The sequence below is a fragment of the Azospirillum cavernae genome (assembly GCF_003590795.1).
Taxonomy (GTDB): domain Bacteria; phylum Pseudomonadota; class Alphaproteobacteria; order Azospirillales; family Azospirillaceae; genus Azospirillum; species Azospirillum cavernae.
In genome coordinates this window covers 485,001-511,598 of record NZ_QYUL01000005.1, presented here as the reverse complement: position 1 = coordinate 511,598, position 26,598 = coordinate 485,001, and the positions used below count along the sequence as shown (strand labels likewise).

The window sequence follows — 26,598 nt, the reverse complement described above, 5'->3', positions numbered from 1 at the left end:
CGGCGGACAGGAGTCTGGACATTCCCCCGCCGCTGCCGCCATCCTGACCGCCCGTTTGAGGTTTGGAGGCATCGGTGAAGTCGGGCAACGCAATCCTGTCGAGCTATGGCACCACGATTTTCGAGGTCATGTCCCGCTTGTCGGAGGAGCATGGCGCGATCAATCTCGGCCAGGGATTCCCCGATGAACGCGGCCCGGCCGACGTGCTGGACGCGGCGGCGACGGCCCTGTTGACGGGGTGGAACCAATACCCGTCGATGATGGGAACCCCCGATCTGCGGCAGGCGCTGGCCAGCCACGCCAAGCGCTTTTACGATCTGGACGTCGATTGGAAGACGGAGACGATGGTGACGTCCGGCGCGACGGAGGCGTTGACCGCCTGCCTGCTCGGCCTCATCAATCCGGGCGACGAGGTCGTGCTGTTCCAGCCGATGTATGACAGCTATTTGCCCATCGTCCGGCTGGCGGGCGGCGTGCCGCGTTTCGTCTCGCTGAAGGCCCCGGATTGGAGCTTCACCCGGGCCGATCTGGAAGCGGCCTTTTCGCCGCGCACCAAGCTCGTCCTCATCAACGATCCGCTGAATCCGGCGGCCAAGGTGTTTTCCCGGCCCGAGTTGGAACTGATCGCCGAATTCGTCCAGCGTTTCGACACGCTGGCGGTGTGCGACGAGGTTTACGAGCATTTGGTGTTCGATGGCCGCCGCCACATCCCGCTGATGACGCTGCCGGGGATGCGCGACCGTTGCCTGAAGATCGGTTCGGCGGGCAAGACCTTTTCCTTGACCGGCTGGAAGGTCGGCTACGTCACGGCGGCCCCGCATCTGTTGCAGCCGGTGGCCAAGGCGCACCAATTCCTGACCTTCACCACCCCGCCCAACCTGCAAACGGCGGTGGCCTTCGGGCTGAACAAGGACGACGGCTATTTCGCCGAATTGGCGGGCGGGCTTCAGGCCAAGCGGGACCGGCTTGCAACGGGGCTGTCGGCTGTGGGTTTCGAGGTGCAACCGTCGGCGGGGACCTATTTCGTGGTGGCCGACATCGGCCGCTTCGGCTTTGACGGCGACGATCAAGCCTTTTGCCGTTGGTTGACGGCGGAAGCGGGGGTGACGGCGATTCCGGTGAGCGCCTTCTTTGTCGAAGACGCGCCGAAAAGCTGCGTGCGTTTCTGCTTCTCAAAGAAAAACGAGGTGCTGGACGCGGCGATTGAACGGCTGTCGCGGCGCTTCGGCGCGGTTTGAATCAGAGCGTTCCCAAGCGACGTGTCATCGAAGGCGCGGCGTTTGGGGGCGAATTCAGTGCTCGGGTCGGCACAACTCGCGACGCAGCACGCCTTGCAGTGTTCGCAAAGCGAGACCCCCGACCAGGAGCGCCGTCAGACCGAACAGAAGCATGCCGGCCCAGCCGTAGAGGCGGATGCCCGACCGCTCGCCCATCACCAGTGTGGCGACAGTGAAGGCGGCAAGCGGGAAGGAATAGGCCCACCACGACAGGGTGAAGCTCAATCGTGCGAAGTTGCGAATCTGCGGCAGCATCAGCAGGAAGAAGAAGGCCGCCGAGAAGTAGAGCATCCGGGCGAAGGTGTCGATCCCGCCGCTGAGGCCGACATAGGAGACGAAGCCGACCGACGGCGGCGCCAGCAGGATGAACAGCGTCGGCGCCAGCCGTCCAGGCAGCGGGCTGTGGAAGAACAGCCGGTAGAGAATGATCGTCAACAGCGGCAACCAGAAGACCATCCCGATGGAGAAATAGAACCAGGACAGTTCTGCCGGCGCGTGGCGCAGTCCGGCCAACGGCGCCAGGATGTTGCCGACCACCGGAATGAACCAGGCCGGGTTCATGTGGACCACCTCGAAACGGGAATGCTCGATCCAGGCGGTGATGACCATGACCGTCAGCACGAGATGCCCCGCCGCGCCCGCCGCCCACAGCAGGAAGGACAGTTCGGCATCCACCGGCAGCGCGGCCGTTCCCAGCAGGATGGCGCTGATGGTGATGGTGGGGAAGAAGCAGATGCGGATGGGATGGCGCCATTCCGCCAGAACCGCGTCCGGGTGCCGGATGGCCTTGGCGAGATAGGCTGTGGCCAGGATCGCGAAGACGCCGATGGTTGCCGCGAACAGCAGGGCGCCCGTGCCGGACGGCAGCGTCCGCATGGCTTCCAGCCGTTGGGCGGCGAGGGTGAGGCCGCTCAGCCCCATTACGGTGGAGAAGAAGGAAACCGGGAAGTCGCGCAGACGGGCGGTCGGCGGGGCTGCGGTGTGGGACGCTGCGGCCGTCATGCCAGTGTCGCTCATGGTGGACTCCTGTGCTGGGGGATGCGTCATCCGCAGGCGCAACCGTCATGACCGCCGCCGGGGGGAAGCGTGCCGTCGAGCAAGGCCGACACCGCTATGCTGGGATCGGTTTCGGTTGTGGACAAGGCTATTACGCCGCGCTCACGCAGGCGCGCGACGACTCCCGTCCCGGCACTGCCGGCGATGACGACGTCGATCATATCCAGCGGGTGGGGACCGCCGGTGAAGGCGTGGAGCGTCATCTCCGGTGGATGATCGAGCCGACCGCATTCCACCGGCTGGCTGCCGGAGACGGCGTCGAACAGCAGGAAGCGGCGGGTCCTGCCAGCATGCGGGGTTACGGTGCGGTAATTTTGGCTCGCGACGGCGAATCTCATCTCTGGACTCAGGTGCTGGGTGGCTTTCGCCAATGCTTTGCCGCCAGCGCAATGGTTGTCATTGCGAATTCGCAAGGGAGAGGGAGCATTGGGATAATTTTTCCCCGTTTCGCTGAACACGGGTTCACGCAGATCGTCGCTCGGCCTGCTCGGGTGTGATTTTATTTTCTATGGGCGACGGAGTATTTTTCTGCAACCTTTAGTAACTTATGATATCACAATAATCAATGTTCGATTGAACGTATTGAATTGATGCTGTGTTGGTGGAACGATGTCGCGCAGTTTTTTTGTTGGATTGAAACGCTGATGTGTAGGGATGGGCGGAAATCACGGCACGCCATATTTCCGCCCCGTGATTTCAAACGTGGAAGCTTTCCCCGCAGCCGCAGCGGCCTTTTTCGTTGGGGTTCTTGAAGACGAAGCCTGTCTGGAACTTGTCGTCCACGTAATCCATCTCGCTGCCGATCAGGAACATGACGGCGGCGGGGTCGATCATGACGGTGACGCCCTTGTCCTCCACCACCTCGTCGAACTTCATCTTTTCCTTGGCGTATTGCACGTCGTAGCTGAGGCCGGAGCAGCCGCGCGCCTTCACGCCGATGCGCAGGCCGACGACGTCCCCGGTCGCCTTGGACATCAGCGCCTTCACGCGCTCGGCGGCGCTGTCGGTGATGGTGATCGCCTTGGGAAGCGGACGGGCCATGGCGGTGGTCTCCCTCAAAAAACGCTCAGAACATATCCAATTGCAGGCGGGCGACTTCGGACATCATCCCCTGGTGCCAGGGCGGTTCCCAGACCAGTTCGATTTTGACCTCGTTCACGTCCTCGACGCTTTTGACCGTCTGGCGGACCTGCTCGGGCAATTCGCCCGCCACCGGACACATGGGGCTGGTGAGGGTCATGTCAATCTCGACATTGCGGTCCCCATCCATGTCCACGCGGTAGATCAGGCCGAGTTCCCAGATGTCCACCGGGATTTCCGGGTCGTAGCAGGTCTTGATCGCCGCCACGACGCTGTCCATCAGGGCTTCGCGCGGGTCGTCGCCACGGGTGTCGAGCGGGGCCTCGCCGGAGGTTTCGATCTGGCGGGGCAGGGCGTCTTCGGGCATGTCAGTCACCCCTTCTCTCGTCAAAAGCTGTCGCTGGAGGCGGCATCCTGACCATGCAGGGCCGCGTTCATGGCGTGCCACGCAAGCGTGGCGCATTTCACCCGCACCGGGAATTGCCGGACGCCGGACATGACCATCAGCTTTTCCATGGTCTCGTCGTCCACCGGCCCATGGTCGGCGTGGTCTTCGTCGTCCTTGGTGCACAAATCGTGGAAGGTCTGGAACAGGGTTTCGGCCTCCTCCGCCGTCTTGCCGCGCACCAGCTCCGTCATCATCGACGCGCTGGCGGTGGAGATGGCGCAGCCGCGCCCCTGAAAGGCCACATCCTCGACCACCCCGTCCTTCACGGTCAGATAGACCATGAAACGGTCGCCGCACATCGGGTTTTCGCCCTTGGCCTGACGGTTGGACTCGTCGGGATGGCGGAAGTTGCGGGGGTGTTTGCCGTGATCCAGGATCACTTCCTGATACAGCTCGCGCAGATCGTCCATCATGCTCCGAAGAACTCCTTGACCGCGAGAAGGGATTCGACGAGCGCGTCGGCCTCCGACCGGGTGTTGTACAAACCGAAGGAGGCGCGGACGGTCGGCCCCACCTCGAACCGTTCGGCCAGCGGCTCGGCGCAATGGCGGCCAACCCGCACCGCCACGCCATACTGATCGACGATGGTGCCGACGTCGTGCGGGTGCACGCCGTCCAGCGCGAAGGAGATGATCGGCCCCTTGCCCGGCGCGGTGCCGATGATGCGCAAACCGGCGACCTGGGAAAGCTGCTGGGTGGCGTATTGCAACAGGTCGTGTTCGTGCGCGGCGATGGCGTCGCGGCCCAGCGATTCGATGTAGTCGATGGCGGCGCCCAGCCCGATCACTTCCGTGATCGGCGGGGTTCCCGCCTCGAAGCGGGCGGGCGGGGCCTTGAAGGTCGTGCCTGCGAAGCTGACGGATTCGATCATGTCGCCGCCGCCCTGGTAGGGCGGCATCCGCTTCAGAATGTCGTATTTGCCGTAGAGCACGCCAAGCCCGGTGGGGGCGTAGAGCTTGTGGGCGGTGAAGACGTAGAAATCGGCGTCGATCTCCTGCACGTCCACCGGGCCGTGAACCACGGCCTGGCTGCCGTCGAACAGCACCGGCACGCCGCGTTCGTGGGCCAGCGCCGCGATGGTCTTGGCGGGGGTGACGGTGCCCAGCACGTTGGAGCAATGGGTGATCGCCACCAGCTTCGTGCGGTCGGACAGCAGATCCTTGTAGGCGTCGAGGTCGAGAACCCCGTCGTCGTCGCAGGGTACCACCTTGATGACGATCTTCTTTTCGGCCTGGAGCAACTGCCACGGAACGATGTTGGCGTGATGCTCCATGATCGACAGGATCACCTCGTCGCCTTCGTTCAGGAAGGTCCGTCCATAGCTGGCCGCCACAAGGTTGATCGCCTCGGTCGAACTGCGGGTGAAGACGACGCAGCGCTCGCTGGGGGCGTTGATGAAGCGCGCCACCTTGGCCCGCACCGCCTCGAACTGGTCGGTGGCGGTCTGCGACAGGAAATGCACGCCGCGATGGATGTTGGAATAATCCTCTTCCAGAAAGCGGGTCATCGCCTGGATGACCTGGCGCGGTTTCTGGGCCGAGGCGCCGCTGTCGAGATAGACCAGCGGCTTTCCGGGCTTTCCCTTCCTGGCGTGGACGCTGCGGGCGAGGATCGGGAAATCCTCGCGGACGCGCAGAACGTCGAAAGCTGGGGACAGGATGGCGTCGGCGTCGGGCATCAGCGTTGTTCCTCCAACCAACCGGCGACGAAGCCCTGGAAGGCTTCGCGGATGGGGGCTTCGGCGATTTCGTCCAGAACATCGGACAGGAAGGCGCCGATCAGCAGACCGCGCGCCGTCTCCTTGTCGATGCCGCGCGCGCGCAGATAAAACAGCGCCGCGTCGTCCAGCTCGCCCGCCGTGCAGCCATGGCTGCATTTGACGTCGTCGGCGTGGATCTCCAACTCCGGCTTGGCGTCGATCTCGGCGCTGTCGGACAGCAGCAGCGCGCGGTTCAACTGGTGGCCGTCGGTCTTCTGGGCGTGGGGGCGGACGATGATCTTGCCCTGGAAGGCGGCGCGCGCGCTGTCGTCGATCACGCCCTTGTAGACCTCGCGGCTCGTGCCGTTGGGCTGGGCGTGGTCGATGATGGTCGAGATGTCGGCGTGCTGGTTGCCGCGCACCATATAGCCGCCGCTGACATGGGTCCGGGCGTCGCCGCCGTTCAAGGCGCTGACCACCTCGTTGCGCGACAGGCGCGCGCCGATGGTCAGGATGAAATTGTCGTAGCAACCGCCCGCCGCGACGCTGGCCGCGATGTGGGACAGGTGGAAGCTGGCGGCGTTTTCCCGCTGGGCTTTGCAGTGGTGGAGCGTCGCGCCCTCGCCCACGGTGATTTCGGCGACGTGGTTGCTCAGCGTCGCGTTGTCGCCCTGGCTGACGTGATGCTCGACCAGAACGGCGCGCGCCCCGGCCTCCAGCACGATCAGCGCGCGCGGGTGGCTGGCGGTGGTCGCGCCGTCGCGCCCGACCGAGACGAAGACCAACTCGATGGGCGCGTCCACGCTCACGCCGGTGGCGACGCGCAGCACGACGCCGTCCGTCAGGTCGGCGCTGTTCAGGGCGACCAGCGGACGATCCTCGGCGCTGGCCAGCCGTCCCAAATGTTCGGCGATCAGGCCGCTGTGGTTTTGGCAGGCGCTGGCGAAGTCGGTCAGCAGCACGCCGTCGGGCAGCCCGTCGGCCGTCGAGAGGTCGGCGCGGAAACGGCCATCGACGAAGACCAGACGCGGGCCGTTTTGCCCGTCGGCGCGCACGGTTGGCAGGCGGTCAATCGGGGCGTCGCCGCTCGCCGTCGTCACCGCCAGCTTGGCCAGATCGCGCAGGTTGGTGTAACGCCACGCCTCGTTCTTGATGGTCGGCAGGCCGACCGCCGCGAAGCGGGCGCGGCCCTGGGCGCGCAGCTCCGCCACCACAGGCAAAACAGCGGTGGACTGTCCGTCGAGCGGGGCGAGGAAGGCGGGGGCGGTCGTCGGATCGGCCCCGCGCGTTGAGTAGCCGGTCGTCGTCATCACGCCGCCTCGTCCACGCCGAAATCGCGGTAGCCGTTCTTTTCCAGCTCCAACGCCAGTTCCTTGCCGCCGGACTTCACGATCCGCCCCGCCGCCAGCACATGGACGAAATCGGGAACGATGTAGTCGAGCAGGCGCTGGTAATGGGTGATGACCAGCATCGAACGCTCCGGCGAGCGCAGGGCGTTGACGCCCTCCGCCACGATCTTCAGGGCGTCGATGTCCAGGCCGCTGTCGGTCTCGTCGAGAATGGCGAATTTCGGTTCGAGGATGGCCATTTGCAGCGTCTCGTTCCGCTTCTTCTCGCCGCCGGAAAAGCCGACATTGACCGCGCGCTTCAGCATGTCGTCCGACATGCCGAGCGCCTTGGTCTTCTCGCGCAGGATCTTCAGGAACTGCATGGCGTCGAGTTCCTTCTCGCCGCGATGCTTGCGCATGGCGTTGATCGCCGTCTTGAGAAAGGTCGTGTTGGCGACGCCGGGGATTTCAACCGGGTATTGGAAGGCCAGGAACACGCCCTCGGCGGCGCGCTCTTCCGGCTCCAGCGCCAGCAGATCCTTGCCGTAATAGGTCACGGAGCCGTCCGTCACCTCATACCCCTCGCGCCCGGCCAGCACATAGGACAGGGTGCTTTTGCCGGCGCCGTTTGGCCCCATGATGGCGTGAACCTCGCCGGGGCGGATCGTCAGATCGACGCCCTTCAGGATGTCCTTGCCATCGACCTTGGCGTGCAGATTCTTGATTTCGATCATGATGCGCTCTGTCCTTTTCTCACGCCGTCGCCACGCTTGCCCAGATGCGACCGCTTTGGCCTTTTTGGGGGACGCCCCCGTTTACCCGACGCTGCCTTCCAGGCTGATGCCGACCAGCTTTTGCGCCTCGACCGCGAATTCCATGGGGAGTTCCTTCAGGACCTCCTTGCAGAAGCCGTTGACGATCAGGGACACCGCGTCCTCTTCGGAAATGCCGCGCTGGCGGCAGTAGAAAAGCTGGTCGTCGCTGATTTTGGCCGTCGTCGCCTCATGCTCGATGCGGGCGGAGCGGTTGCGGCTTTCGATGTAGGGAACGGTGTGCGCGCCGCAGGCGTCGCCGATCAGCAGGCTGTCGCACTGGGTGTGGTTGCGCGCGCCCTCGGCCTTGGGCAGGATCTTGACCAGCCCGCGATAGGTCTGCTGCGCCTTGCCCGCCGAAATCCCCTTCGACACGATGGTCGAGCGGGTGTTCTTGCCGATGTGGATCATCTTGGTGCCGGTGTCGGCCTGCTGGCGGTTGTTGGTGATGGCGACCGAGTAGAATTCGCCCACCGAATTGTCGCCTTGCAGGATGCAGCTCGGGTATTTCCAGGTGATCGCCGATCCAGTTTCCACCTGCGTCCAGGAGATCTTGGAGTTCTTGCCCCGGCAGGCGCCGCGCTTGGTCACGAAATTGTAGATGCCGCCGACGCCCTCGGCGTTGCCGGGATACCAGTTCTGCACGGTGGAGTATTTGATCGTCGCGTCGTCCATCGCCACCAGCTCGACCACGGCGGCGTGGAGCTGGTTTTCGTCGCGCTGGGGCGCCGTGCAGCCTTCCAGATAGCTGACGTAGGATCCCGCGTCGGCGATGATGAGCGTGCGTTCAAACTGGCCGGTGTTGGCCTGATTGATGCGGAAATAGGTCGACAGCTCCATCGGGCAGCGGACGCCCTTGGGGATGTAGACGAAGCTGCCGTCGGTGAAGACCGCGCAATTCAGCGTCGCGTAAAAATTGTCGGTGTAGGGAACGACGGATCCCAGATACTTCTTAACCAGATCCGGGTGCTTTTGCACCGCTTCGGAAATGGCGCAGAAGATGATGCCCATCTCTTCCAGCTTGGCCTTGAAGGTGGTGGCGACCGACACGCTGTCGAACACCGCGTCCACCGCGATGGACGGGCTTTTGCCCTCCGACCCTTCGACGCCCGCCAGGATTTCCTGCTCGCGCAGCGGAATGCCGAGCTTGGCGTAGGTCGCCAGCAATTCGGGATCGACCTCGTCCAGCGACTTCGGCCCGACCTTTTGCTTGGGCGCGGCGTAGTAATGCGCGTCCTGGTAGTCAATCGGCGGGAAGCTCACGGCGGCCCATTGCGGCTCCTCCATCGTCTGCCAGACGCGGAAGGCGCGCAGACGCCATTCCAAAAGCCACTCCGGCTCGTTCTTCTTGGCGGAGATGAAGCGAACGATGTCCTCGTTCAGCCCCTTGGGCGCAACGTCGGATTCGATGTCGGTCGTGAAGCCGTACTTGTATTTCTGCTCGGTGACGGCGCGGACTTGATCGATGGTTTCCGGTTGGGCGGCCATGGCGTGCCTCGTCCTTCTCAAGAAATCGGTTGGAGCGCCGGTTGCGGGGCGGGGGCCGCAACGGACGGGGTGGCGGGAAGCGGAAACAGAACCGGCGTCATCATGTCGGCCAGCGTCACCTGTTCCAGCGCGCCACGGATGGCGTTGTTGACCTTTTCCCAACCGCCGCGCATCGGGCAGAGCCGTTCAACGCCGCATTGGCTGTCGGCGCCGTCCACACAGGCGGTCAGCGCGATGGGGCCGTCGAGCGCGGTGATGATCTCGGCGATCGAGATTGCGTTCGCGGGGCGGCTCAGCGCATAACCACCGGCGGCGCCCCGTTGCGACGTGGTCAGCCCGGCGGGGGTCAGCGCCTTCATCAGCTTGGCCACCGTGGGGGCGGGCACGCCGGTGCGTTCCGCCAACAGGGTGACGGTGTGGACCGCGCCGACATGGCGCGCCATCTCGCTCAACACGACGATGGCGTAATCGGTCAGCTTGCTCAGCCGGATCATGGACGCGGAACCCCGGTTGCCGATCCGCCCGCACGCGGCGTGCGGGCTTCGGAATACAGGACTAAATTGGTCCTGATTAGGCGGTTTCCAGGGGGGCTTGTCAAGAAAAACTGCGGGCGGGAATCCCCCTCTGCTCCGCTTGGTTATACAACGCTGCCATGCAACCGAGCAGCCCCGGCGATGGTCGGGCGCGACGATCCGCCGCAGCCTGCGGACGGTGCGCCGCTGTTTTGCACGCAGACGTGCAGAGACTTTGAGATTCTTTTAAACTTTCCCGTTTAGGTTTGGTGTTGATCCAACCGGAGGGCGGCGGGCATGAGCGGTGTTTTCAGCGTTCTGTCGGATGCGCAAAGCGGCATGTTCCGCATGCAGCAGGCCAAAAAGCCCTGGGAAAAAGAGCTTGGGGCCAAGGACGCGCTGGGCCAATTGGCTGAAAAGGCGTCGAAGGCGGCGCAACCCTACAAACTGTCGGCCAAGCAGCAGAGCGACCACGCCACCGCCCAGGCGGCGCTGGAGGAGGCGCGGCGGATCGGCAGCCCCAAGGCTTCCGCCGAACAGAAGTTGGAACAGGTCGAGCGCAAGATCGAAGACCTGAAGCGGATGATGCGGTTCGCCCAGGGTGACGCCACCAAGCTGGCGCAATTGGCGCGCGAGGCGGCCTTGCTGGCGCGCGAGGCCGGACGGGCGGCGAAGGAGTATGCCGGCGGCGTCGCGGCGGCGGCGGAAATGGGGCTGCCCGGCGGCGCGGGCGCCATCGGGACGACGGAGATTACCCGCACCACCACCGTCACCACGCTGACCGTTCAGCACACGGCACTGTCCTTCTCGCTGCAAGTGACGGCGACGGCGGGCGCTGGCGACGAAGCGGCCCCGGCGCAAGAGGCGATGGCCGCGCCGGAGGTTGCCCTGTTGGCGGCCCCGAGCCTGGACGCGCCGCCGACCGATGCGCCCGCCGACGCGGCGGCGTTGAGCGGGGCGGGCGAGGGGAAAACCGACTCGTCGGGTTCGTCGGACGGGAAGGATGATGACCTGCCGCCGGATCTGGCGCGCTTGGTTGACGGCGCGTTGTCCGGCTTGCGCGACGGCGACGGCTTGATCCCCAGCAATCGGCGGGACAGCGCGCACGCGGCGATGCAGAGCCTGATGACCGACAATGACCTGAAGATGTCCCGCTACAAGGAGGCCGACGCGTTCGGGCAGCGGGTCGAAAAGGTGCTGAGGGTCGCCAAGCGCGCGTTGAGCGACGCCAAAATCGCCAACGAGCAGGAGGAATCCGAGAAGCGTCGGAAGGAAAAGCGGGAAGAGTTCAAGGTCGATGAGAGAATGATCGACGCGGCGCAAAAGGAGGTCAACAATTTGCGCCAAGCGGCCTTCGGTTCCAACATCACCATCGCATCCCTGCTGGGCGGCGCCGACAAGGCGAACGGTCAAGAGGCCGCCGCCACCGGCGGCGTCAGCGACGCGTTGTCCAGCGCCGTCGCCGCGCAGGCGGCCCCTCAAGCCGACGCGGGAGCGGGCGCGGTCAATCTGCTGGCGTGATCGCCCGCGTCCTCGCCTGCGCCCTCGGCGACGGGCGGAGCGGCCAGGATGCGGCCCAGCGCCTCGTAAACGCGTGGGTTCTCCATTTGCGCGACGTTGAAGCGCATGAAGCCGTCCGCCGATTGGGAGACGCTGAAGACGTTGCCGGGCGCTAGGATGAGCGAGTCGCGCAGCGCCGCCCGCGCCACCGCCGCCGCGTCGCGGCCATCGGGCAATCGGCACCACAGATGCGGGCCGCCGCGCGGCGTCAGCCAGGGGCGCACGCCAAGCATGTCCAGCTTGCCCGCAGCTTCGCGCCGCGCCCGCGCCAATCGGCGGTGCAGGCCGTCCAGATGCTTGCGGTAACTGCCGTCGCTCAAGGCCGCGACGATGATTTCGGTGGCGACCGGGCTTGGGCCGCCGAAATTCGTGGCGACTTGCAGATCGACCAGAGCCTCCAGCCAATCCGGCCTTGCGGCGATGTAGCCGCAGCGGATCGACGCCGACAGGGTTTTGGAAAAGCTGCCGATCCGAATGACCCGCGTCAAACCGTCCAAGGCGGCCAATCGCGGTGACGGGGTCGGCTCGAATCCCGCGAAGATGTCGTCCTCGACGACGACGAGGTCATGGGCCGCAGCGGCGTTGAGCAGCGTGTGGGCGGTCTGCGGCGACAGGGTCGCCCCGGTTGGGTTGTGCAGCGCGGAGTTGGTGATGTAGAGGCGGGGGCGGTGCTGTTCCAGCGCCTGCGCGAACAGCGCGGGATCCGGCCCGGTCGGCGTGTAGGGCACGCCGACGATGCGGACCTGATGGGCGCGCAACAGGGCCTGAAAGTTGAAATAGCCCGGATCATCGACGAGCGCCGTGTCGCCGGGGCGCAGCAGGAAGCGGCAAATCAGGTCGATGGCCTGGGTTCCCGACAAGGTCAGCAGGATCTGATCGGGGCCGACCGCCAGCCCTTCGTCAGCGAATTGGCGGGCCAGCAGCCGACGCAGGGCGAAGGAGCCGCGCGCGCCGCCGTAATCCGCCAACACAGAATCATCGGCGCGGGCGAGGTGGCGCAGCGCGCGCCGGATCGCCGCTTGCGGCATCCAATCGGCGGGCAGCCAGCCGCAGCCGGGCTTGAGCATTCCGGCCCCAGCGTCGAGCGATTGCCGGGACACCCAAAAGGGATCAATCGCCCGATCCAGCCGGGGTTCGACCGCCGCCACCGCGAGCGGCGGCGCGCCGCCCGACACGTAAAAGCCGGAGCCGGGGCGGGCGCGGATCACCCCGTCCGCCGCCAGCCGGTCATAGGCCTCCACCACGGTCGAGGGCGACACCCCCATGATGTCGGCGAAGCGGCGGATCGAGGGCAGCTTTTCGCCTGGGGACAGCGCGCGACCGGCGATTTTCCGGCGGATCGCGTCCATCACCTCGCCCGTGCGTGTTTTTGCCCGCTGTTCCATCGCTTGGCTCTCCGCCATCCGTATTGATTCAGTAGACCGTACAGTTTTGTGAAATTGTATGGGACTGTCTCTGTCTGCGCCAGCGCCGTTCGCGCTAGCGTTCCCCGCATCGGATGAATCCAACCAAGGATGATGGGATGCGGGCGCGGACGGATGGGTGGTGGAGCGGCTTGTGCGGGGTGGTCATTTTCAGCGGATCGCTGCCTGCCACCCGGCTTGCGGTCGGCGGTTTCGAGCCGTTGTTCCTGACCTCGGCGCGGGCGGTGATCGCCGCTCTGTTGGGGGCCGCCCTGCTGCGGGCGCTGCGGCAAAGCCGTCCGGGGCGCGGCGATCTGGCGTCGCTGGCGGTGGTGGCGCTTGGCGTCGTCGTCGGTTTCCCGCTGCTGACCGCGCTGGCGCTTCAACGCGTGACGTCGGCCCATTCGGTGGTTTTCATCGGGCTGTTGCCGCTGTCCACCGCCATTTTTGCCGTTTTGCGCGGAGGCGAGCGGCCAAAGCCGGTGTTTTGGTTGTTTTCAGGGTTGGGAAGCCTCTGCGTCGCCGGATTCGCCCTGCTTCAAGCGGGCGGCGGGTCGTTGGAGGGCGATCTGTTGATGGTTTTGGCGATTGTGCTGTGCGGGCTTGGCTACGCCGAAGGCGCGACCCTGTCGCGGCGGCTGGGCGGCTGGCAGGTCATTTCCTGGGCGCTGGTGCTGGCGTTTCCGGTCATGGCGGCGCTCGCGCTGGCGACCTTGCCCGACGTGTGGAGCGGGGTGGACGGCGCGGCTTGGGCCGGGTTGGCCTATGTCTCCGTCTTCAGCATGCTGATTGGTTTTGTCTTCTGGTATCGCGGGCTGGCGCTGGGCGGCATCGCCGGGGTCGGCCAGTTGCAATTGCTGCAACCCTTTTTTGGGCTGGCGCTGGCCGGGTTTCTGCTGGGCGAACCCGTCGCCTGGACGATGGTCGCCGCGACGGGGGTGGTCGTGCTGTGCGTCGCTGGAGCCAAACGCTTTGCTTAGCGTTTCTCGGCCAGCACGCGGTTGGCGATGACCACCGCTTGGGTGCGGCTGTAGACCTTCAGCTTTTGCAGGATCGCCGAGACATGCGCCTTCACCGTGGTTTCGGTGATGCTGAGGTCGAAGGCGATTTCCTTGTTCAGCTTGCCGGTGCCCAGCAATTCCAAGACCCGCAATTGTTGCGCTGTCAGGGTGGCGATGCGCCGGGCGATGTCGGCGGTTTCGGCGTCTTCGGCGACCTCCTCGGCCAGCCCCTCCTCGCTTTGCGGCGGCAGGTAGATTTCGCCGTTCAGCACATGGCGCAGGGCGGCGGCGATGGCGTCGCGCGGGGTGGATTTGGGGATGAAGCCCGCCGCGCCGCTGTCGATGGCCTCGCGCACCATCCGCCGTTCCTCATGCGCCGACACCATGACGACGGGGGTGGCGGGGAAGCGCTGGCGCAGAATGCGCAGCCCGTTCAAGCCGTTCATGCCCGGCATATTGACGTCCAACAGCACAAGGTCGAAATCCTCGCCGCCGCCCTGCAACGCGGCGATCACCGCGTCCAGGCTGTCCGCCTCCAGCACGCTGCTGGCTTGGCAGGAATAGAGGACGGCGTTGCGCAGGGCGTCACGCACCATCGGGTGGTCGTCGGCGATCAAAATCCGGGTCATGGCAACCGCTGCGGTGTGCGGACTGTTGTGTCAGCGGATTTGTCGCACGGACCGGCAGGCGCGTCCAGTGCGACGCATGCGTCAATCGGAGCGTGAATCGGCTGGGCGGTCGGGCCATGCGCCGCTCAGCGGGCTGCGGCTGGCGTTGATGGTGGCCTTGACCTTGGCCAGATGCTGGCGGGCCGGGTCGCCCAACCGCAGGGCCACCCCGGTGGACAGCACGTCGATCAGGGTCAGATGCACCAGCCGGGAGGCCATCGGCGTGTACATTTCGGTGTCTTCCACCGGCAGGCTGGCGATTGTGACCGTCGCCAATCGGGACAACGGCGAGTCGGGCGCGGTGATGGCGACCACAGCGAGGCCCTGCGCGCGGGCGGCGGCGGCCAGATCATTGACGGCGCCGCTGCGCCCGCTGTTGGACAGGGCCAGCAGCAGGCCGTCCGTTCCCAGATTCAGCAGCAGCATGCGGGCCAGCACCGGATCGGAGCAGGGTTGGGCGTTCGCGCCAAAGCGCAACAGCTTGTGGGCGGCGTCCTGCGCCAGCGCCCCCGACGCGCCGATCCCGACGCACAGGATGCGCGGGGCGTCGGCCAGCCGGGCGATGGCGTCGCCCAGCGCCGCGTCGTCCAGCGCGTTGGCGGCGGCGGTCAGGGCGGCGGCGCTCGATGAAAAAATTTTTCGCGCCAGCGCGCTGACGCTGTCGTCCGGCGCCACGTCCTGGCTGACATAAGGGGTGCCGCCGCGCGCCTGGCATTCGGCCAGCCGCAGCTTGAAATCGGGGAAGCCGCCGCAGCCGACGCTGCGGCAAAAGCGGACGACGGTCGCCTCGCTGACCTCGGCGCGGTGGGCCAGCGAGGTGACGTTCAACTCCAGCACCGCGCGCGGGTTGTCCAGCACCAGATCGGCCACCTGCGCCTCGGAGCGTTTCAGCGTGGGCCGCAGACGGCGGATGTCTTCCAGAATGTTGATCGGGTGGGGCATGGGGCCGACGGTGCGAGGCGAGCGGGCTATGGGTGGATGGACCAGCAGTATGGCGATGATTTTCATCAAAGGCGAGGACTCATCGGAAAATCCGGCAAAACACGCCAGTTCATGAAATTTTTTTTCTTAACAGAGGCGTGGACTGGGCGTATGGTTGGCCCTGTGAACCATCGCGCCCCTCCAGCGGCGCCTCCAGCGGTTGAGTCGTCAGCATGAGCAAGCCCCTGAATTCCGCCACCCTGAATTCCATCGTCGCCCGCGTCACCGACCGGATCGCCGCGCGCAGCCGCGACAGCCGCAGCGCCTATCTGGCCCGTCTGGAGGCGGCGAGCGCCACGCCGCGCCGCGAAAAGCTGGGCTGCGCCAATCTGGCCCACGCCTTCGCCGCCTGCTCGGCCACCGACAAGGAGGGGCTGCGCGGCGGCGTCAAGCCGTCCATCGGCATCGTCACCGCCTTCAACGACATGCTGTCCGCCCACCAACCCTATGAACGCTATCCGGCGGTCATCAAGGAGGTGGTGCGCCAAGCGGGCGGCGTCGCTCAGGTGGCGGGCGGCGTTCCGGCCATGTGCGACGGTGTGACGCAGGGCTATGAGGGGATGGAGCTGTCGCTGTTCAGCCGCGACGTGATCGCGCTGGCCACCGGCGTCGCCCTGTCGCACGCCACTTTCGACGGCGCGCTGTGTTTGGGGATTTGCGACAAGATCGTGCCCGGCCTGATGATCGGCGCGCTGTCCTTCGGCCATCTGCCGACGATCTTCGTGCCCGCCGGGCCGATGCCGTCCGGCCTGTCCAACGCCGACAAGGCCAAGGCTCGCCAGCTCTACGCCCAGGGCAAGGTCGGGCGCGAGGAGCTGTTGGAAGCGGAATCGCAATCCTATCACGCGCCCGGCACCTGCACCTTTTACGGCACCGCCAACACCAACCAGATGCTGATGGAGATCATGGGCCTGCATCTGCCCGGCGCCAGCTTCGTCAACCCCAACACCCCGCTGCGCGAGGCGTTGACCGAGGAGGCCGCTCGCCGGATCGTGGCGATGACCCAGCCCGGCGGCGGCGCGCCGATTGGGCGGATCGTTGACGAGCGCGCGATGGTCAACGGCATCGTCGGTCTGCTGGCCACCGGCGGCTCGACCAACCACACCCTGCACATCCCCGCCATCGCGGCGGCGGCGGGGATTCAGTTGAATTGGGAGGATTTCTCCGACCTGTCGGCGGCGGTCCCACTGCTGGCGCGGGTCTATCCGAACGGCTCGGCGGACGTGAACCGCTTCCACGCGGCGGGCGGCATGCCCTTTGTCATCGGGCAACTGCTCGACGCCGGGCTGCTGCACGCCGACGTGGCGACGGTGTGGGGCGATGGCGGCCTGGAGGCCTATCGCGCCATGCCGGAGGTGAGCGACGGCGGCGCGCTGTCCTGGCGCGCCCAGCCCACCGAGCAGAGCGGCGACCCGAGCGTGGTCGCCACCGTCGCCGCCCCCTTTGCGGCGGAGGGCGGTTTGCGGGTGCTGACCGGCAATCTTGGGCGCGGCGTCATCAAGGTGTCGGCGGTCAAGGCCGAACACCGCGTGGTCGAGGCTCCGGCCCGAGTCTTCGACAGCCAGGAGGGCGTGCAGGCGGCCTTCCGCGCCGGGGAGTTGGACCGCGACGTGATCGTGGTGGTCCGTTATCAGGGGCCGGGGGCCAACGGGATGCCGGAACTCCACAAGCTGACCCCGCCCTTGGGCGTGCTTCAGGACAAGGGGTTCAAGGTCGCGTTGGTGACGGACGGGCGCATGTCGGGCGCGTCGGGCAAGGTTCCGGCGGCCATCCATGTGACGCCGGAAGTCAAGGGCGGCGGCCCGCTGGGCCGGGTGCGCGACGGCGATGTTCTGCGCTTGGACGCCGAGGCCGGGACGCTCGACGCGCTGGTCGACGCGGCGGAGTGGGACAGCCGGGGCGCGCCGCCGCCCGCCAGCGAGGACGCCGGGCATGGCTGTGGCCGCGAGCTGTTCGGCCTGTTCCGCAACGCGGTGAGCGGCGCGGAGTCCGGGGCGTCGGTGTTCGGCTTGCTGGGCCGTTGAAAAGGCAAAAGGGCGGTTCCGGTTGGAGCCGCCCTTTTTCGTTGGCTCACGGTCTTTGGTTCAAGACGTGGGGAAATCCGGCCAGTTGATGGTTTGGGCGATCGCGTCGCCCAGCGTGACGTAGCTTTCCAACTGGAACTCGTCAAAGAACTGGTCGGCGGTGCTTTGGTTCGGGAAGGGCGGGTTCCCCGCCGCGTAGCCGTAAACATCGGCGGGCAGGGCGTCCACCATGGTCAGCTTGATGTAGACAAGCCGCCCTTTGGACCCGTCGGGATAGGCGATCAGCCCCTCGATCCAGCCGCGTTCCGCGACGCTCACGCCGGGGAAATTGACCGATGGCCGTTCAGGCCGCAGATCGGCCAGATTGCCGCCCGGCCCGCCCGGAAAGCTGATGTCGGTGGCGAAATCCGCCCGCGCCTTTTCGATCAGGGCCGTCAAATCGGCGAATCGGTAGGTTGGGTCGGCGGCGCCATCGACGGCGACGATGGTGCGGACCCGTCGGCGAATCAACTCATACAGGCCGGTGTTGTCGAAATGCCCGCCGTCGCTCAGCATGTGAAACCAGGCCGAACGGTGGAAGCCGCCGCCGGTCAGCGACCGGAAGCCGGGAACCAGATAATTGCCGTTCGACATGGGCTTTTCCGGGTTGCTGACCCAGTAACCCAGTTGCAGGCCGAACAGCGACAGCAGGAACGACACCGCGCCGTTGCGCAGGATGCTGGGCTGCGCCCCCGGCCCGACATGGGCGTTGACCGCCGCCCCGGAAATCGCCACGGCGGTGGCCAGCGTCAGCCCGTCGCGGCTGCCCCGGCCCATGATGTCGCTGGTGGGAAACCAGCCGGTGGAGGACGAACCGGAATGGATCGGCGTCAGCACGTAATTGTCGCCGCCGCGCCCGCGCACCTGCGTGTTGGGTGAGTCGATCAGGATGACGTTGGTGTTGAGCAGGTGGAAGGGGCGTTGGTCAAAGCCGGTCAACGGCGCGCCGTTCGCCTCGGTCGCGGCGGTCCATTCCTGGGTCGCGACGGCGTCGGCGTTGGGCAGGAAGGCTTCCATCAGCCGGTCGCGGTACATGCGGTGCAGCGACATCATGTTGAGATCGGCGACCCAGCCGGTCAGCAGCGCGACGGCGAGCAGCAGCAAGGCCCCCCACAGCGGCAGCTTGAACGAGAAATCATAGGCGACGAGCAGAACCCCGACCACGGCCAGCGCGGCGGCGACGGGGGCCAGCGCGCCGACCAGGGGCGACGTCGGCGTGTTGGTCGAGGGGCGGGTGTCGCTTTTCGTCGAACCGCTGAGTTTGGCGGCGACCGACACCAGCCAACTGACGGCGACCGAAACGCCGCCCAACCCGGCCCCGGCGAAATCCTGACGGATGTAGTCGGCCAGCAGGACGTCCACGGCGGCGCGCAAATAGGGCAGCAGGCCGATGACGATCAAGCCGACCGCGCCGCCCAGCGCCAACCCGCCCCAGCGCTGCCAACTCAGCCGCCAGAGGTAGCGGCGTTTGGCGACGACGTCGGCGGTGACGCCGGTGGCCAAGGCGTAGATCAGGGCGGCGAGCGCGAAGAAAACGGCTATGGCGACCGCCCCCCACAGCGCGCCGGTCAACCCGACGCCGCCGGGCAGACAATTGGCAAGCTGTTCCAGGACATACAGCCCGACGGTGATGAGGCCGCCATAGACCAGCAGATTGACGAGCACGGTGCGCAGAACCACCGCCGTCATCGCCGTGGCGGTCAGACGCCGCCCGGGGTCGAGGTAGTGGCCGTGGGAGCGCAGACGGGCGAGGTAATCATCGAACTGGTCCAGCTTGCCCAGATTGATGAGCCAGGTCAGCGCCGACCCGGCGTAGCCGCCGCCCGACACGGTGGAGAGATAATCAAACGCGCCAATCCGCCCGTTGCGCTGCAACGCCTTGATGACCCCGAGACAGAAGGAGGCGGAGCGGATGCCGCCGCCCGACAGGGCCAACCCGACCAGGGGGCGTTCCGTTTCAGCCCCCGCGTCGGACTCGACGCGATGCCGTCGGATGGAGTCCTGTTCGTCCTGGTAGGTTTTCGAATCGAGAAACGCGTCGCGTCCGCCGTCAACCACCATCATGGATCCCCTGTTCCAGACATTGCGGCTGCGTGGGACGGCCGATCATCAAATTGAATGATGATGGCGATATGCTACCAATGAAATCGAGGTCCGCAAGAAATAGGCGCAAAAAACTTCTGCGCCTGATTTCCCTCGCGTGATGGGCGGTTGGCGACGTTGGGCGCGCCTCAATCCGGGCGAACCACCCCCTTGCGCAGCACGATGTTGCCGTAAAGCCGACGCTCGCCCGAGGCGACCAGGGCGTAGGCCGTTTTGACGCGGGCGTAAAAGGCGTCGCCCTGCAAGGGAATCAGCGCGACGGACGGCTCGTGCCGGGCGACCATGGCGGCCAGTTCGGTCATCACCGGCTCAACCCGGTCCGGCTGGTCCTTGATGCCGGGGCGGAAGGCGCTGTGCTCGACGAAATCATCCAGCGGCATGACGGACAGGATGGCGTCCACGATGGCCGGGGCGTCGATTCCCTCCAGCCGCACCAACCGCTTGGCGTCGGTGTCCGCCGGGTAATTGGCGTCCACCACGGCGATTTCGTCGCCATGGCCCATGGCGCGCAGAATTTTCAGCAGATCCGGGCCAAGCAAGGGGTTGATCCCTTTCAACATGGTGTCATCTCCCTAGGCACAAGTTGTTCGCCACCCCCTGCGTCAGCAACCTTTGAGTCGATTGACCGGGGTGTTCAGCAATGAGTGCGACGTTAGCGCGCGCCTCCGCTCAGTTCCAGAAAATTAAATCACCGTGAATTACTTATTGACCGGCGATGGTTCGTGTGGGAGATTGTCGTCAAGACGTTCACCCGGTCACAGGGGCCGCAAGGTCCGCTACAGTGGCCGCATCACGGATGAACGATCAGGGAGGGTGCCGGGGTGTCCTACGTCTCTTACACGAACAGCGCGGCGGGAAGCGTGCTCAGCACTGGGACCGGCAACGGCCAGGGCAGCAACTCCGTCAATCTGCGCCTGTTCAACGAGCGTGTGATCCTCAACGCTTTGCGCCGTCTGGGGCAGGCGTCGAAGGCCGATCTCTCCCGGTCGGTCAACCTGACCAGCAACACCGCCGGCGTGATCGTCAAGGAATTGGAAGAGCGGGGCTTGATCCGCAGCGAAGGCAAACGGTCCGGCGCCCGTGGGCAGCCCGCCACCCTGCTGTCGCTGAACCCGGAGGGGGCCTACTCCATCGGGGTGAAGGTCGGACGCCGGTCGGTGGACACGCTGCTGGTCGATTTTCGCGGCCATGTCGTGGAGCGCCGCCATCACGAGCGCGATTTCCCGATGCCCGAAGAATCGCTGGCGCTGGCGCTGAACGACATCAAGGCGATGCGCGCCGCGCTGCCGATGGACGGGCAGGGGCGGATGGCCGGAATCGGCGTCGCCACCCCGTACAACATGGGAAGCTGGCGGCGTGAACTCGACATCCGGGTCGAGGATTACAAGGTGTGGAACGACGTGGACATCGCCGCCCAATTGGGCGAGGCGACCGGCCTGCCGGTGTTCCGCGAGAATGACGGCACCGCCGCCGCCGTCGCCGAAATGTTTCGTGGCTGCGGTCGGGAGCTTCAGACCTTCGTCTATCTCTTCATCGGCTCGGCCATTGGCGGCGGTCTGGTGATGAACGGCGATTACTATCGCGGCGTGACCGGCAACGCGGGCGACATCGGCTTGATGCCGGTCGGTCCGTCGCGCCTGTCCACCGCGCCGCGCCCGACGCACAGTTGCGACATTCTGCTGACCCGCGCCTCCATCAACTCGCTGATCCGCCATCTGCGCGGCAACGGCGTGGACATCACGATGCGCAGCGAGCTGGAGCGCGCCATTCCGCTGCACCCGGCTCTGGTCGGGGAATGGCTGGACGACGCCGCCGACGCTCTGGTGATGCCTCTGCTGTCGGCGGCCTGCCTGCTGGACGTCGAGGCCATCGTCATCGACGCCGATCTTCCGATGGAGGTCCGGCGCGATCTGGAAGCGCGTTTGAACAAATGCCTGGACGACGCCGTGCCGGAAGCCCGACGACCCCCGCCGCTGCGGCTCGGCCAGGTCGGGCGGCAAGCGGCGGCGTTGGGGGCGGCGATCCTGCCCCTTCATCTCAACTACAGCCCAAGCCGGGAGATTCTGGTCAACCAATAGACCGGCGTCGAACCCGTCACCACGACAGTCATCGGGAGAGAATCATGGGTGCGACCGCCTTGCGCGCGCCAACGATGGACGTGCGCCCGCCGATCCTCGAAATGCGCGGAATCTCCAAGACGTTTCCCGGCGCCAAGGCGCTGCGCGACGTCCGTCTTGACGCGCGGTCGGGTGAAATCCTGGCGCTGATGGGGGAGAATGGGGCGGGGAAAAGCACCCTGATGAAGGTGCTGTCGGGGGCCTATCAGGCCGATCCTGGCGGTGAAATCCTGATTGACGGCGTGCCGGTGCGGGTCACGGATCCGCAGGTCGCCCGCGACCACGGCATCGCCATCATCTATCAAGAGCTGTCGCTGCTGCCCAACCTGACGGTGGCGGAAAACATCTTCTTTGGCCGCGAACGCTCCCGCCATGGGGTGATCGACCGGGCCGGAATGCGCGAGGATTGCCGGGGCGTCTTGCAGCGGCTGGGGGCCACCTTCGGCCCGTCGACGCTGGTGCGCGACCTCTCCATCGCCGAACGGCAGATGGTGGAGATCGCCCGCGCCCTGCACACCAAATCCAAGCTTCTGGTGATGGACGAGCCGACGACGACCCTGTCGGCGCGGGAAACCGACCGTCTGTTCGCCCTGATGCGCCAATTGCGCGGCGAAGGGCTGGCGATCATCTACATCAGCCATCGGATGGACGAGATTTACGCCCTGTCCGACCGGGTGGCGGTGCTGCGCGACGGGTCTTACGTCGGCACGCTGGAAAAGCACGAGATCAGCGCCGAACGGCTGGTCCGCATGATGGTTGGCCGCGATCTGGCCGGTTTTTACAAGCATGACCACCAGACCAGCCGGGCGCCGGGCCGTCCGGTGCTGGAGGTCGAGGGTGTGACCGACGGCGGCCGCCGCGTCCATCCCGCCAGCCTGACGCTGCGGTCGGGCGAGGTTTTGGGATTGGCCGGTCTGGTCGGCTCCGGTCGCACGGAGTTGGCGCGTCTGATTTACGGCGCCGACCCGTTGATCGGCGGCGCGGTGCGCATCGACGGGGTGGCCTTGACGCGGCCCACCCCGGCGGGCGCCCTCGCCGCCGGTCTCGCCTATCTCACCGAGGATCGCAAGGCGCAGGGCCTGTTCCTCGACATGTCGGTGCAGGACAACATCAATTTCTACGTGTGTGGCGGCGACGCCCGTGGCGCGGGCGTTCTCGACCGCAGCCGGGGCAAGCAGCGCGCCCTGGACGCCATCAAGGGGCTGGGCATCCGGGTGGACCGCCCGACGACCAACGTCGGCTCGCTGTCGGGCGGCAACCAGCAAAAGGTGCTGCTGTCGCGTTGGCTGGAGGTCGGCCCCCGCGTGTTGATCCTGGACGAGCCGACGCGCGGCATCGACATCGGGGCCAAGGCCGAGATTTACCGGACCATCGATCAGCTCGCCCGCAACGGCGTCGGCGTTCTGGTGATCTCCAGCGAATTGCCCGAACTGATCGGCATCTGCGACCGCATCCTGGTGATGCGCGAGGGCCACATCATGGGCGAGGTCGGCGGCGACAGCGGCACGGCCATCAACCAGGAAAACCTCATGGCGCTGGCCACCGGCGTCACGCTCTGACCCACGCCGCCGGGAAAGCCCGGCGGGCGTCGAGACACCATCGCATTGCGACGAACACCGCAGCCCACAGGGCTGACGGAAGGCCGGCGGTCATCAACAAGCCGGCGCTGGAAGGAGGGCACCACCATGATCGCCAAGTCGGCCATCAAAACTACCGAATTGAAGACGGCGGACGCCGCCAACGACGACGCGGCCCAGGCCGCCGCCGCCGCCCGGCGCCAGAAAATCCGCGCCATCGTGCAAGTGGTCGGCATGCTGCCGGTCCTGATTTTGATCTGCGTCGCCTTTGATCTGGCGACCGGAAAGTTTCTGACCGCCCGCAACATCGCCATTGTGGCGCAACAGGCCTCCATCAACATCGTGCTGGGCGCGGGCATGACCTTCGTCATCCTGACCGGCGGCATTGATCTGGCGGTGGGCGCGGTTTTGGCGGTGTCGGCGGTCACGGCGGTGGCCTTGTCCACCACGGGCCTCGCTTGGGCGGCGATCCCGCTGGCCCTGCTGAGCGGCCTGATTCTGGGCGCGCTGAACGGCAGCCTGATCGCCTTCTTCCGACTGCCGCCCTTCATCGTCACGCTGGGGGCGATGACGGCGGTGCGCGGTCTGGCCCGGTTGCTGGGCGGCGACACCACGGTGTTCAACGCCGACCTGCCCTTCGCCTGGATCGGCAACGAGTATCTGTTCGGGGTTCCCTGGTTGGTGGTGATCGCCTTGGCGGTGATCGCGCTGAGCTGGTTCATCCTGCGCCGGACGGTTCTGGGCGTGCGCATCTACGGCGTCGGCGGCAATCCGGACGCGGCCCGTCTGTCGGGCATCAAGGTCTGGGCGGTGCTGATGTTCGCCTATTGCGCCTCGGGCGTCCTGGCGGCGCTGGGCGGGGTGATGTCGGCGGCCCGCACCTATTCGGCCAACGGCGCCCAGCTTGGCACCGGCTATGAGTTGGACGCCATCGCGGCGGTCATCCTGGGCGGCACCAGCTTCGTCGGCGGCATCGGCACCATCTTCGGCACGCTGATCGGCGCGCTCATCATCGCGGTCCTGTCGAACGGCCTGATCCTGATGAACGTCACCGAAATCTGGCAGCTCATCATCAAGGGGCTGGTCATCGTCGGCGCCGTGGCGCTGGACCGCTACCGCAACAAGGGCAGCGCCCGGACTTAAAAGAACGGCGCTCCCCCGTCACCGAACACCCGCATGACCGCCTAAGGCGTCCGGTCTGCGGGGTGGGTCAGACGCCCGAACGCTTCCGCACACCACTGTCAAAACGCGCGTCCAAGCGCTCAATAACTGGAGGAATCTCTCGTGTTGAAGAAATCCCTGCTGCTGGCCACCGCCGCCCTGCTCGCCACCGCCGCCCCGACCATGGCCAAGGATCTGAAGTCCATCGGCGTCACCGTCGGCAACCTCGGCAACCCGTTCTTCGTGCAGATCGTCAAGGGCGCCGAGGCCAAGGCCAAGGAATTGGGCGGCGCGAACGTGAAGGTCACGGCGGTGTCCGCCGATTACGACCTGAACAAGCAATCGACCCAGATCGACAATTTCATCGCCTCGGGCGTCGACATGGTTCTGGTCAACGCCGCCGATCCCGAGGCGATCGCCCCGGCGATGGCCCGCCTGAAGGCCGCCGGCATCATCGCCGTGGCCGTGGACGTGGCCGCCAAGGGCGCCGCCGCCACCGTCACCACCAACAACGTGGAAGCGGGCGAGAAGGCGTGCAAGTACATTTCCGACAAGCTGGGCGGCAAGGGCAACGTCATCATCATGAACGGCCCGCCGGTGTCGGCGGTGGTTGACCGCGTCAACGGCTGCAAGGCGGTTCTGGGCAAGAGCGCCGGGATCAAGATCCTGTCGGACAACCAGAACGCCAAGGGGTCGCGCGAAGGCGGTCTTGAGGTCATGATCGGCTACCTGACCGCCTTCGACAAGGTCGACGCCGTGTTCACCATCAACGACCCGCAGGCCATCGGCGCCGACCTCGCCGCCAAGCAGCTCAAGCGGACGGGCATCATCATCACCTCGGTGGACGGCGCGCCCGACATCGAAGGGGCGTTGAAGCAGCCGGGCAATCTGGTCGAGGCCTCCTCGGCTCAGGATCCCTTCGCCATGGCTCAGAAGGCCGTCGATGTCGGCTATCAGTTGATGCAGGGCAAGGCCCCGGCCCAGCCCGTCACCCTGATCCCGTCCGATCTCATCACCCGCGACAACGTCGGCCAGTACAAGGGCTGGACGTCGAAGTAAGTTTGTCTGCGTAGCGCCGTCTGTTCGTTCTCTCTCCTGAACTGCCTCCGCGCCGTCGGCAACGGCGGAGCGGAGGCAATTTTTTCTCCGACACCCTCTTTGCAAGGACCGCATCGCCATGTCCATCGCCACGCTGCCGGAGACGGTGACGGCTCGCCAGATCCGCGCGATCTGCATGGGCGAGGTGTTGATCGATTTCGTGCCCACCGTGACCGGCACCGATCTGGCCACGGCCCCGGCCTTCCAGAAGGCGCCGGGCGGCGCTCCGGCCAATGTGGCCGTTGGTCTGGCGCGGCTGGGGGTTCCCAGCGCCATGATCGCCAAGGTCGGCGCGGACGGTTTTGGCCGCTTCCTCATTCAATCGCTGATCGACGCCGGGGTTGACGCCGCGCTGGTCCGCCAGGATCCGGCGAACCGCACGCCGCTGGCCTTCGTCTCCCTGGCCGAGGATGGCGACCGCGAGTTTCTGTTTTACGGCGAGCCGTGGGGCAATCTGGTTCCGGCGGATCTCGATCTGGCCGCCATCGGCGCGGCGGATTTGCTGCATTTCGGCTCTCTGGCGCTGATTGGCGACGGGCCGCGCGCGGCGACCTGGGCGGCGGTGGACGCCGCGCGGGCGCAAGGCCGCATGGTGTCGTTCGACGCCAACCTGCGGCTTGACCTGTGGCCCAGCGCCGACGCCGCCCGCGCCGCGATCCGCGAGGGAATCGCGCGCGCGACTGTCATCAAACTGAGCGACGAAGAGCTTGAATTTCTGACCGGATCCACCGACGCCGTTGTTGCTGGGCGGACGCTGTGGCACGATGCCGCACAGGCGTTGGTGGTGACGCACGGGGCGAAAGGCTGCACCTGCTTGACCAGAACCGATCATGTGCGCGTTTCAGGCTTTTCCGTGCGCCCGGTGGACACCACCGGGGCGGGGGACGCCTTCGTCGCCGGGTTCCTGTCGGGCTTGCTGACTAGGCCGGACGCGCCGTTGGCCGATCTCTGCCGCTTCGCCAATGGGGCGGGGGCGTTGGCCACCACCCAGCGTGGGGCCATTCCGGCCATGCCGACCCGCGACGCCGTGCTGAGCCTGCTGGCCGCCCAACCCGCCGCAACCGAAAACACCGAAAGCTGAGAAGACCGATGTCGCATCCCCGCATTGTCGCCGCGCCGCCGTTGCCCGCCTTCGACTACACGGTGTTTGGCGGCACCGGCGATCT

At 66.2% G+C, this 26,598-nt stretch carries 25 protein-coding genes (1 of these 25 cut by a window edge); 10 read left to right on the top strand and 15 right to left on the bottom strand.

The genetic code is table 11. The features are described from left to right. Window positions 1-74: 74 nt before the first annotated feature. Window positions 75-1,238, top strand: coding sequence for an aminotransferase (locus tag D3877_RS27565; RefSeq protein ID WP_119833973.1), 1,164 nt, complete (start codon window positions 75-77; stop codon window positions 1,236-1,238). A 54-nt stretch (window positions 1,239-1,292) separates the two neighbouring features. Here the strand turns inward: D3877_RS27565 and D3877_RS27560 are convergent, their stop codons facing one another. The 10 genes from D3877_RS27560 to D3877_RS27515 all read right to left on the bottom strand — a co-directional run bounded on the left by D3877_RS27560 (window position 1,293) and on the right by D3877_RS27515 (window position 9,682). Continuing rightward, complete coding sequence (locus D3877_RS27560) at window positions 1,293-2,294, bottom strand: SLAC1 anion channel family protein (RefSeq protein ID WP_238475126.1); 1,002 nt, start codon at window positions 2,292-2,294, stop codon at window positions 1,293-1,295. 26 nt (window positions 2,295-2,320) lie between these two features. Continuing rightward, window positions 2,321-2,671 carry a NifB/NifX family molybdenum-iron cluster-binding protein gene (locus tag D3877_RS27555; protein ID WP_119833971.1) on the bottom strand — a complete coding sequence of 117 codons (351 nt, stop codon included), beginning with the start codon at window positions 2,669-2,671 and terminating at the stop codon, window positions 2,321-2,323. Between the two features lie 358 nt (window positions 2,672-3,029). Then, on the bottom strand, window positions 3,030-3,374 hold the full coding sequence (locus D3877_RS27550; protein WP_119833970.1) for a HesB/IscA family protein: 345 nt from the start codon (window positions 3,372-3,374) through the stop codon (window positions 3,030-3,032). A gap of 25 nt (window positions 3,375-3,399) precedes the next feature. After that, window positions 3,400-3,780, bottom strand: a complete 381-nt coding sequence (locus D3877_RS27545) for an iron-sulfur cluster assembly protein (protein WP_119833969.1) — start codon at window positions 3,778-3,780, stop codon at window positions 3,400-3,402. A 20-nt stretch (window positions 3,781-3,800) separates the two neighbouring features. After that, the gene (gene sufU, locus D3877_RS27540; protein ID WP_119833968.1) at window positions 3,801-4,274 is read right to left on the bottom strand and encodes a Fe-S cluster assembly sulfur transfer protein SufU; all 474 of its coding nucleotides are present in this window, start codon (window positions 4,272-4,274) and stop codon (window positions 3,801-3,803) included. Next, window positions 4,271-5,539 (bottom strand): cysteine desulfurase, encoded by a 1,269-nt coding sequence (locus D3877_RS27535; RefSeq protein ID WP_119833967.1) that lies wholly within the window; start codon window positions 5,537-5,539, stop codon window positions 4,271-4,273. The genes sufU and D3877_RS27535 overlap by 4 nt, the downstream gene beginning before the upstream one ends. After that, on the bottom strand, window positions 5,539-6,870 hold the full coding sequence (gene sufD, locus D3877_RS27530; protein WP_119833966.1) for a Fe-S cluster assembly protein SufD: 1,332 nt from the start codon (window positions 6,868-6,870) through the stop codon (window positions 5,539-5,541). The genes D3877_RS27535 and sufD overlap by 1 nt, the downstream gene beginning before the upstream one ends. Beyond that, window positions 6,870-7,622, bottom strand: a complete 753-nt coding sequence (gene sufC / locus D3877_RS27525) for a Fe-S cluster assembly ATPase SufC (RefSeq protein ID WP_119833965.1) — start codon at window positions 7,620-7,622, stop codon at window positions 6,870-6,872. The genes sufD and sufC overlap by 1 nt, the downstream gene beginning before the upstream one ends. A gap of 81 nt (window positions 7,623-7,703) precedes the next feature. Next, complete coding sequence (gene sufB / locus D3877_RS27520; protein WP_119833964.1) at window positions 7,704-9,188, bottom strand: Fe-S cluster assembly protein SufB; 1,485 nt, start codon at window positions 9,186-9,188, stop codon at window positions 7,704-7,706. Between the two features lie 17 nt (window positions 9,189-9,205). Continuing rightward, window positions 9,206-9,682 (bottom strand): SUF system Fe-S cluster assembly regulator, encoded by a 477-nt coding sequence (locus tag D3877_RS27515; protein ID WP_119833963.1) that lies wholly within the window; start codon window positions 9,680-9,682, stop codon window positions 9,206-9,208. 315 nt (window positions 9,683-9,997) lie between these two features. On the opposite strand from D3877_RS27515, the gene D3877_RS27510 reads away from it, so the two are divergent. After that, entirely contained in the window at window positions 9,998-11,221 is a 1,224-nt protein-coding gene (locus D3877_RS27510; RefSeq protein ID WP_119833962.1) for a hypothetical protein, read from the top strand. Here D3877_RS27510 and D3877_RS27505 read toward each other — a convergent pair. After that, the gene (locus tag D3877_RS27505) at window positions 11,179-12,645 is read right to left on the bottom strand and encodes an aminotransferase-like domain-containing protein (protein WP_119834075.1); all 1,467 of its coding nucleotides are present in this window, start codon (window positions 12,643-12,645) and stop codon (window positions 11,179-11,181) included. The genes D3877_RS27510 and D3877_RS27505 overlap by 43 nt on opposite strands. 137 nt (window positions 12,646-12,782) lie before the next feature. On the opposite strand from D3877_RS27505, the gene D3877_RS27500 reads away from it, so the two are divergent. Continuing rightward, the gene (locus D3877_RS27500) at window positions 12,783-13,643 is read left to right on the top strand and encodes a DMT family transporter (protein ID WP_119833961.1); all 861 of its coding nucleotides are present in this window, start codon (window positions 12,783-12,785) and stop codon (window positions 13,641-13,643) included. On the opposite strand, the gene D3877_RS27495 is transcribed toward D3877_RS27500, so the two are convergent. After that, entirely contained in the window at window positions 13,640-14,293 is a 654-nt protein-coding gene (locus D3877_RS27495) for a response regulator (protein ID WP_119833960.1), read from the bottom strand. The genes D3877_RS27500 and D3877_RS27495 overlap by 4 nt on opposite strands. A gap of 81 nt (window positions 14,294-14,374) precedes the next feature. After that, window positions 14,375-15,340, bottom strand: a complete 966-nt coding sequence (locus D3877_RS27490; protein WP_238475125.1) for an SIS domain-containing protein — start codon at window positions 15,338-15,340, stop codon at window positions 14,375-14,377. Window positions 15,341-15,486: 146 nt separating this feature from the next. Between D3877_RS27490 and edd the strand changes: the two genes are divergently transcribed. Then, window positions 15,487-17,337 carry a phosphogluconate dehydratase gene (gene edd, locus D3877_RS27485; protein ID WP_119833958.1) on the top strand — a complete coding sequence of 617 codons (1,851 nt, stop codon included), beginning with the start codon at window positions 15,487-15,489 and terminating at the stop codon, window positions 17,335-17,337. Between the two features lie 60 nt (window positions 17,338-17,397). Here edd and D3877_RS27480 read toward each other — a convergent pair whose 3' ends face one another. Beyond that, window positions 17,398-19,440, bottom strand: a complete 2,043-nt coding sequence (locus D3877_RS27480; protein WP_119833957.1) for a hypothetical protein — start codon at window positions 19,438-19,440, stop codon at window positions 17,398-17,400. Window positions 19,441-19,607: 167 nt separating this feature from the next. Beyond that, window positions 19,608-20,039: an RbsD/FucU family protein gene (locus tag D3877_RS27475; protein ID WP_119833956.1), complete on the bottom strand. Its 432-nt coding sequence runs from the start codon at window positions 20,037-20,039 to the stop codon at window positions 19,608-19,610. Between the two features lie 261 nt (window positions 20,040-20,300). Here D3877_RS27475 and D3877_RS27470 point away from each other — a divergent pair, with 261 nt between their 5' ends. From D3877_RS27470 to zwf, 6 genes are all read left to right on the top strand, one after another. Further along, the gene (locus D3877_RS27470; RefSeq protein ID WP_199721015.1) at window positions 20,301-21,557 is read left to right on the top strand and encodes an ROK family transcriptional regulator; all 1,257 of its coding nucleotides are present in this window, start codon (window positions 20,301-20,303) and stop codon (window positions 21,555-21,557) included. A 44-nt stretch (window positions 21,558-21,601) separates the two neighbouring features. Continuing rightward, a complete protein-coding gene (locus tag D3877_RS27465; protein ID WP_238475124.1) occupies window positions 21,602-23,155 on the top strand; it encodes a sugar ABC transporter ATP-binding protein in 1,554 nt (517 codons plus the stop codon). Between the two features lie 126 nt (window positions 23,156-23,281). Beyond that, entirely contained in the window at window positions 23,282-24,316 is a 1,035-nt protein-coding gene (locus D3877_RS27460) for an ABC transporter permease subunit (RefSeq protein ID WP_119833955.1), read from the top strand. Between the two features lie 141 nt (window positions 24,317-24,457). Further along, entirely contained in the window at window positions 24,458-25,393 is a 936-nt protein-coding gene (locus D3877_RS27455) for an ABC transporter substrate-binding protein (RefSeq protein ID WP_199721014.1), read from the top strand. 118 nt (window positions 25,394-25,511) lie between these two features. Further along, window positions 25,512-26,513, top strand: coding sequence for a PfkB family carbohydrate kinase (locus D3877_RS27450; protein WP_119833954.1), 1,002 nt, complete (start codon window positions 25,512-25,514; stop codon window positions 26,511-26,513). Between the two features lie 8 nt (window positions 26,514-26,521). Then, window positions 26,522-26,598, top strand: the start of a protein-coding gene (gene zwf / locus D3877_RS27445) for a glucose-6-phosphate dehydrogenase (protein WP_119833953.1). Its footprint extends 1,435 nt past the window's final position; only the first 77 of its 1,512 coding nucleotides appear in the window; it begins with the start codon at window positions 26,522-26,524; its stop codon lies beyond the right edge, outside the window.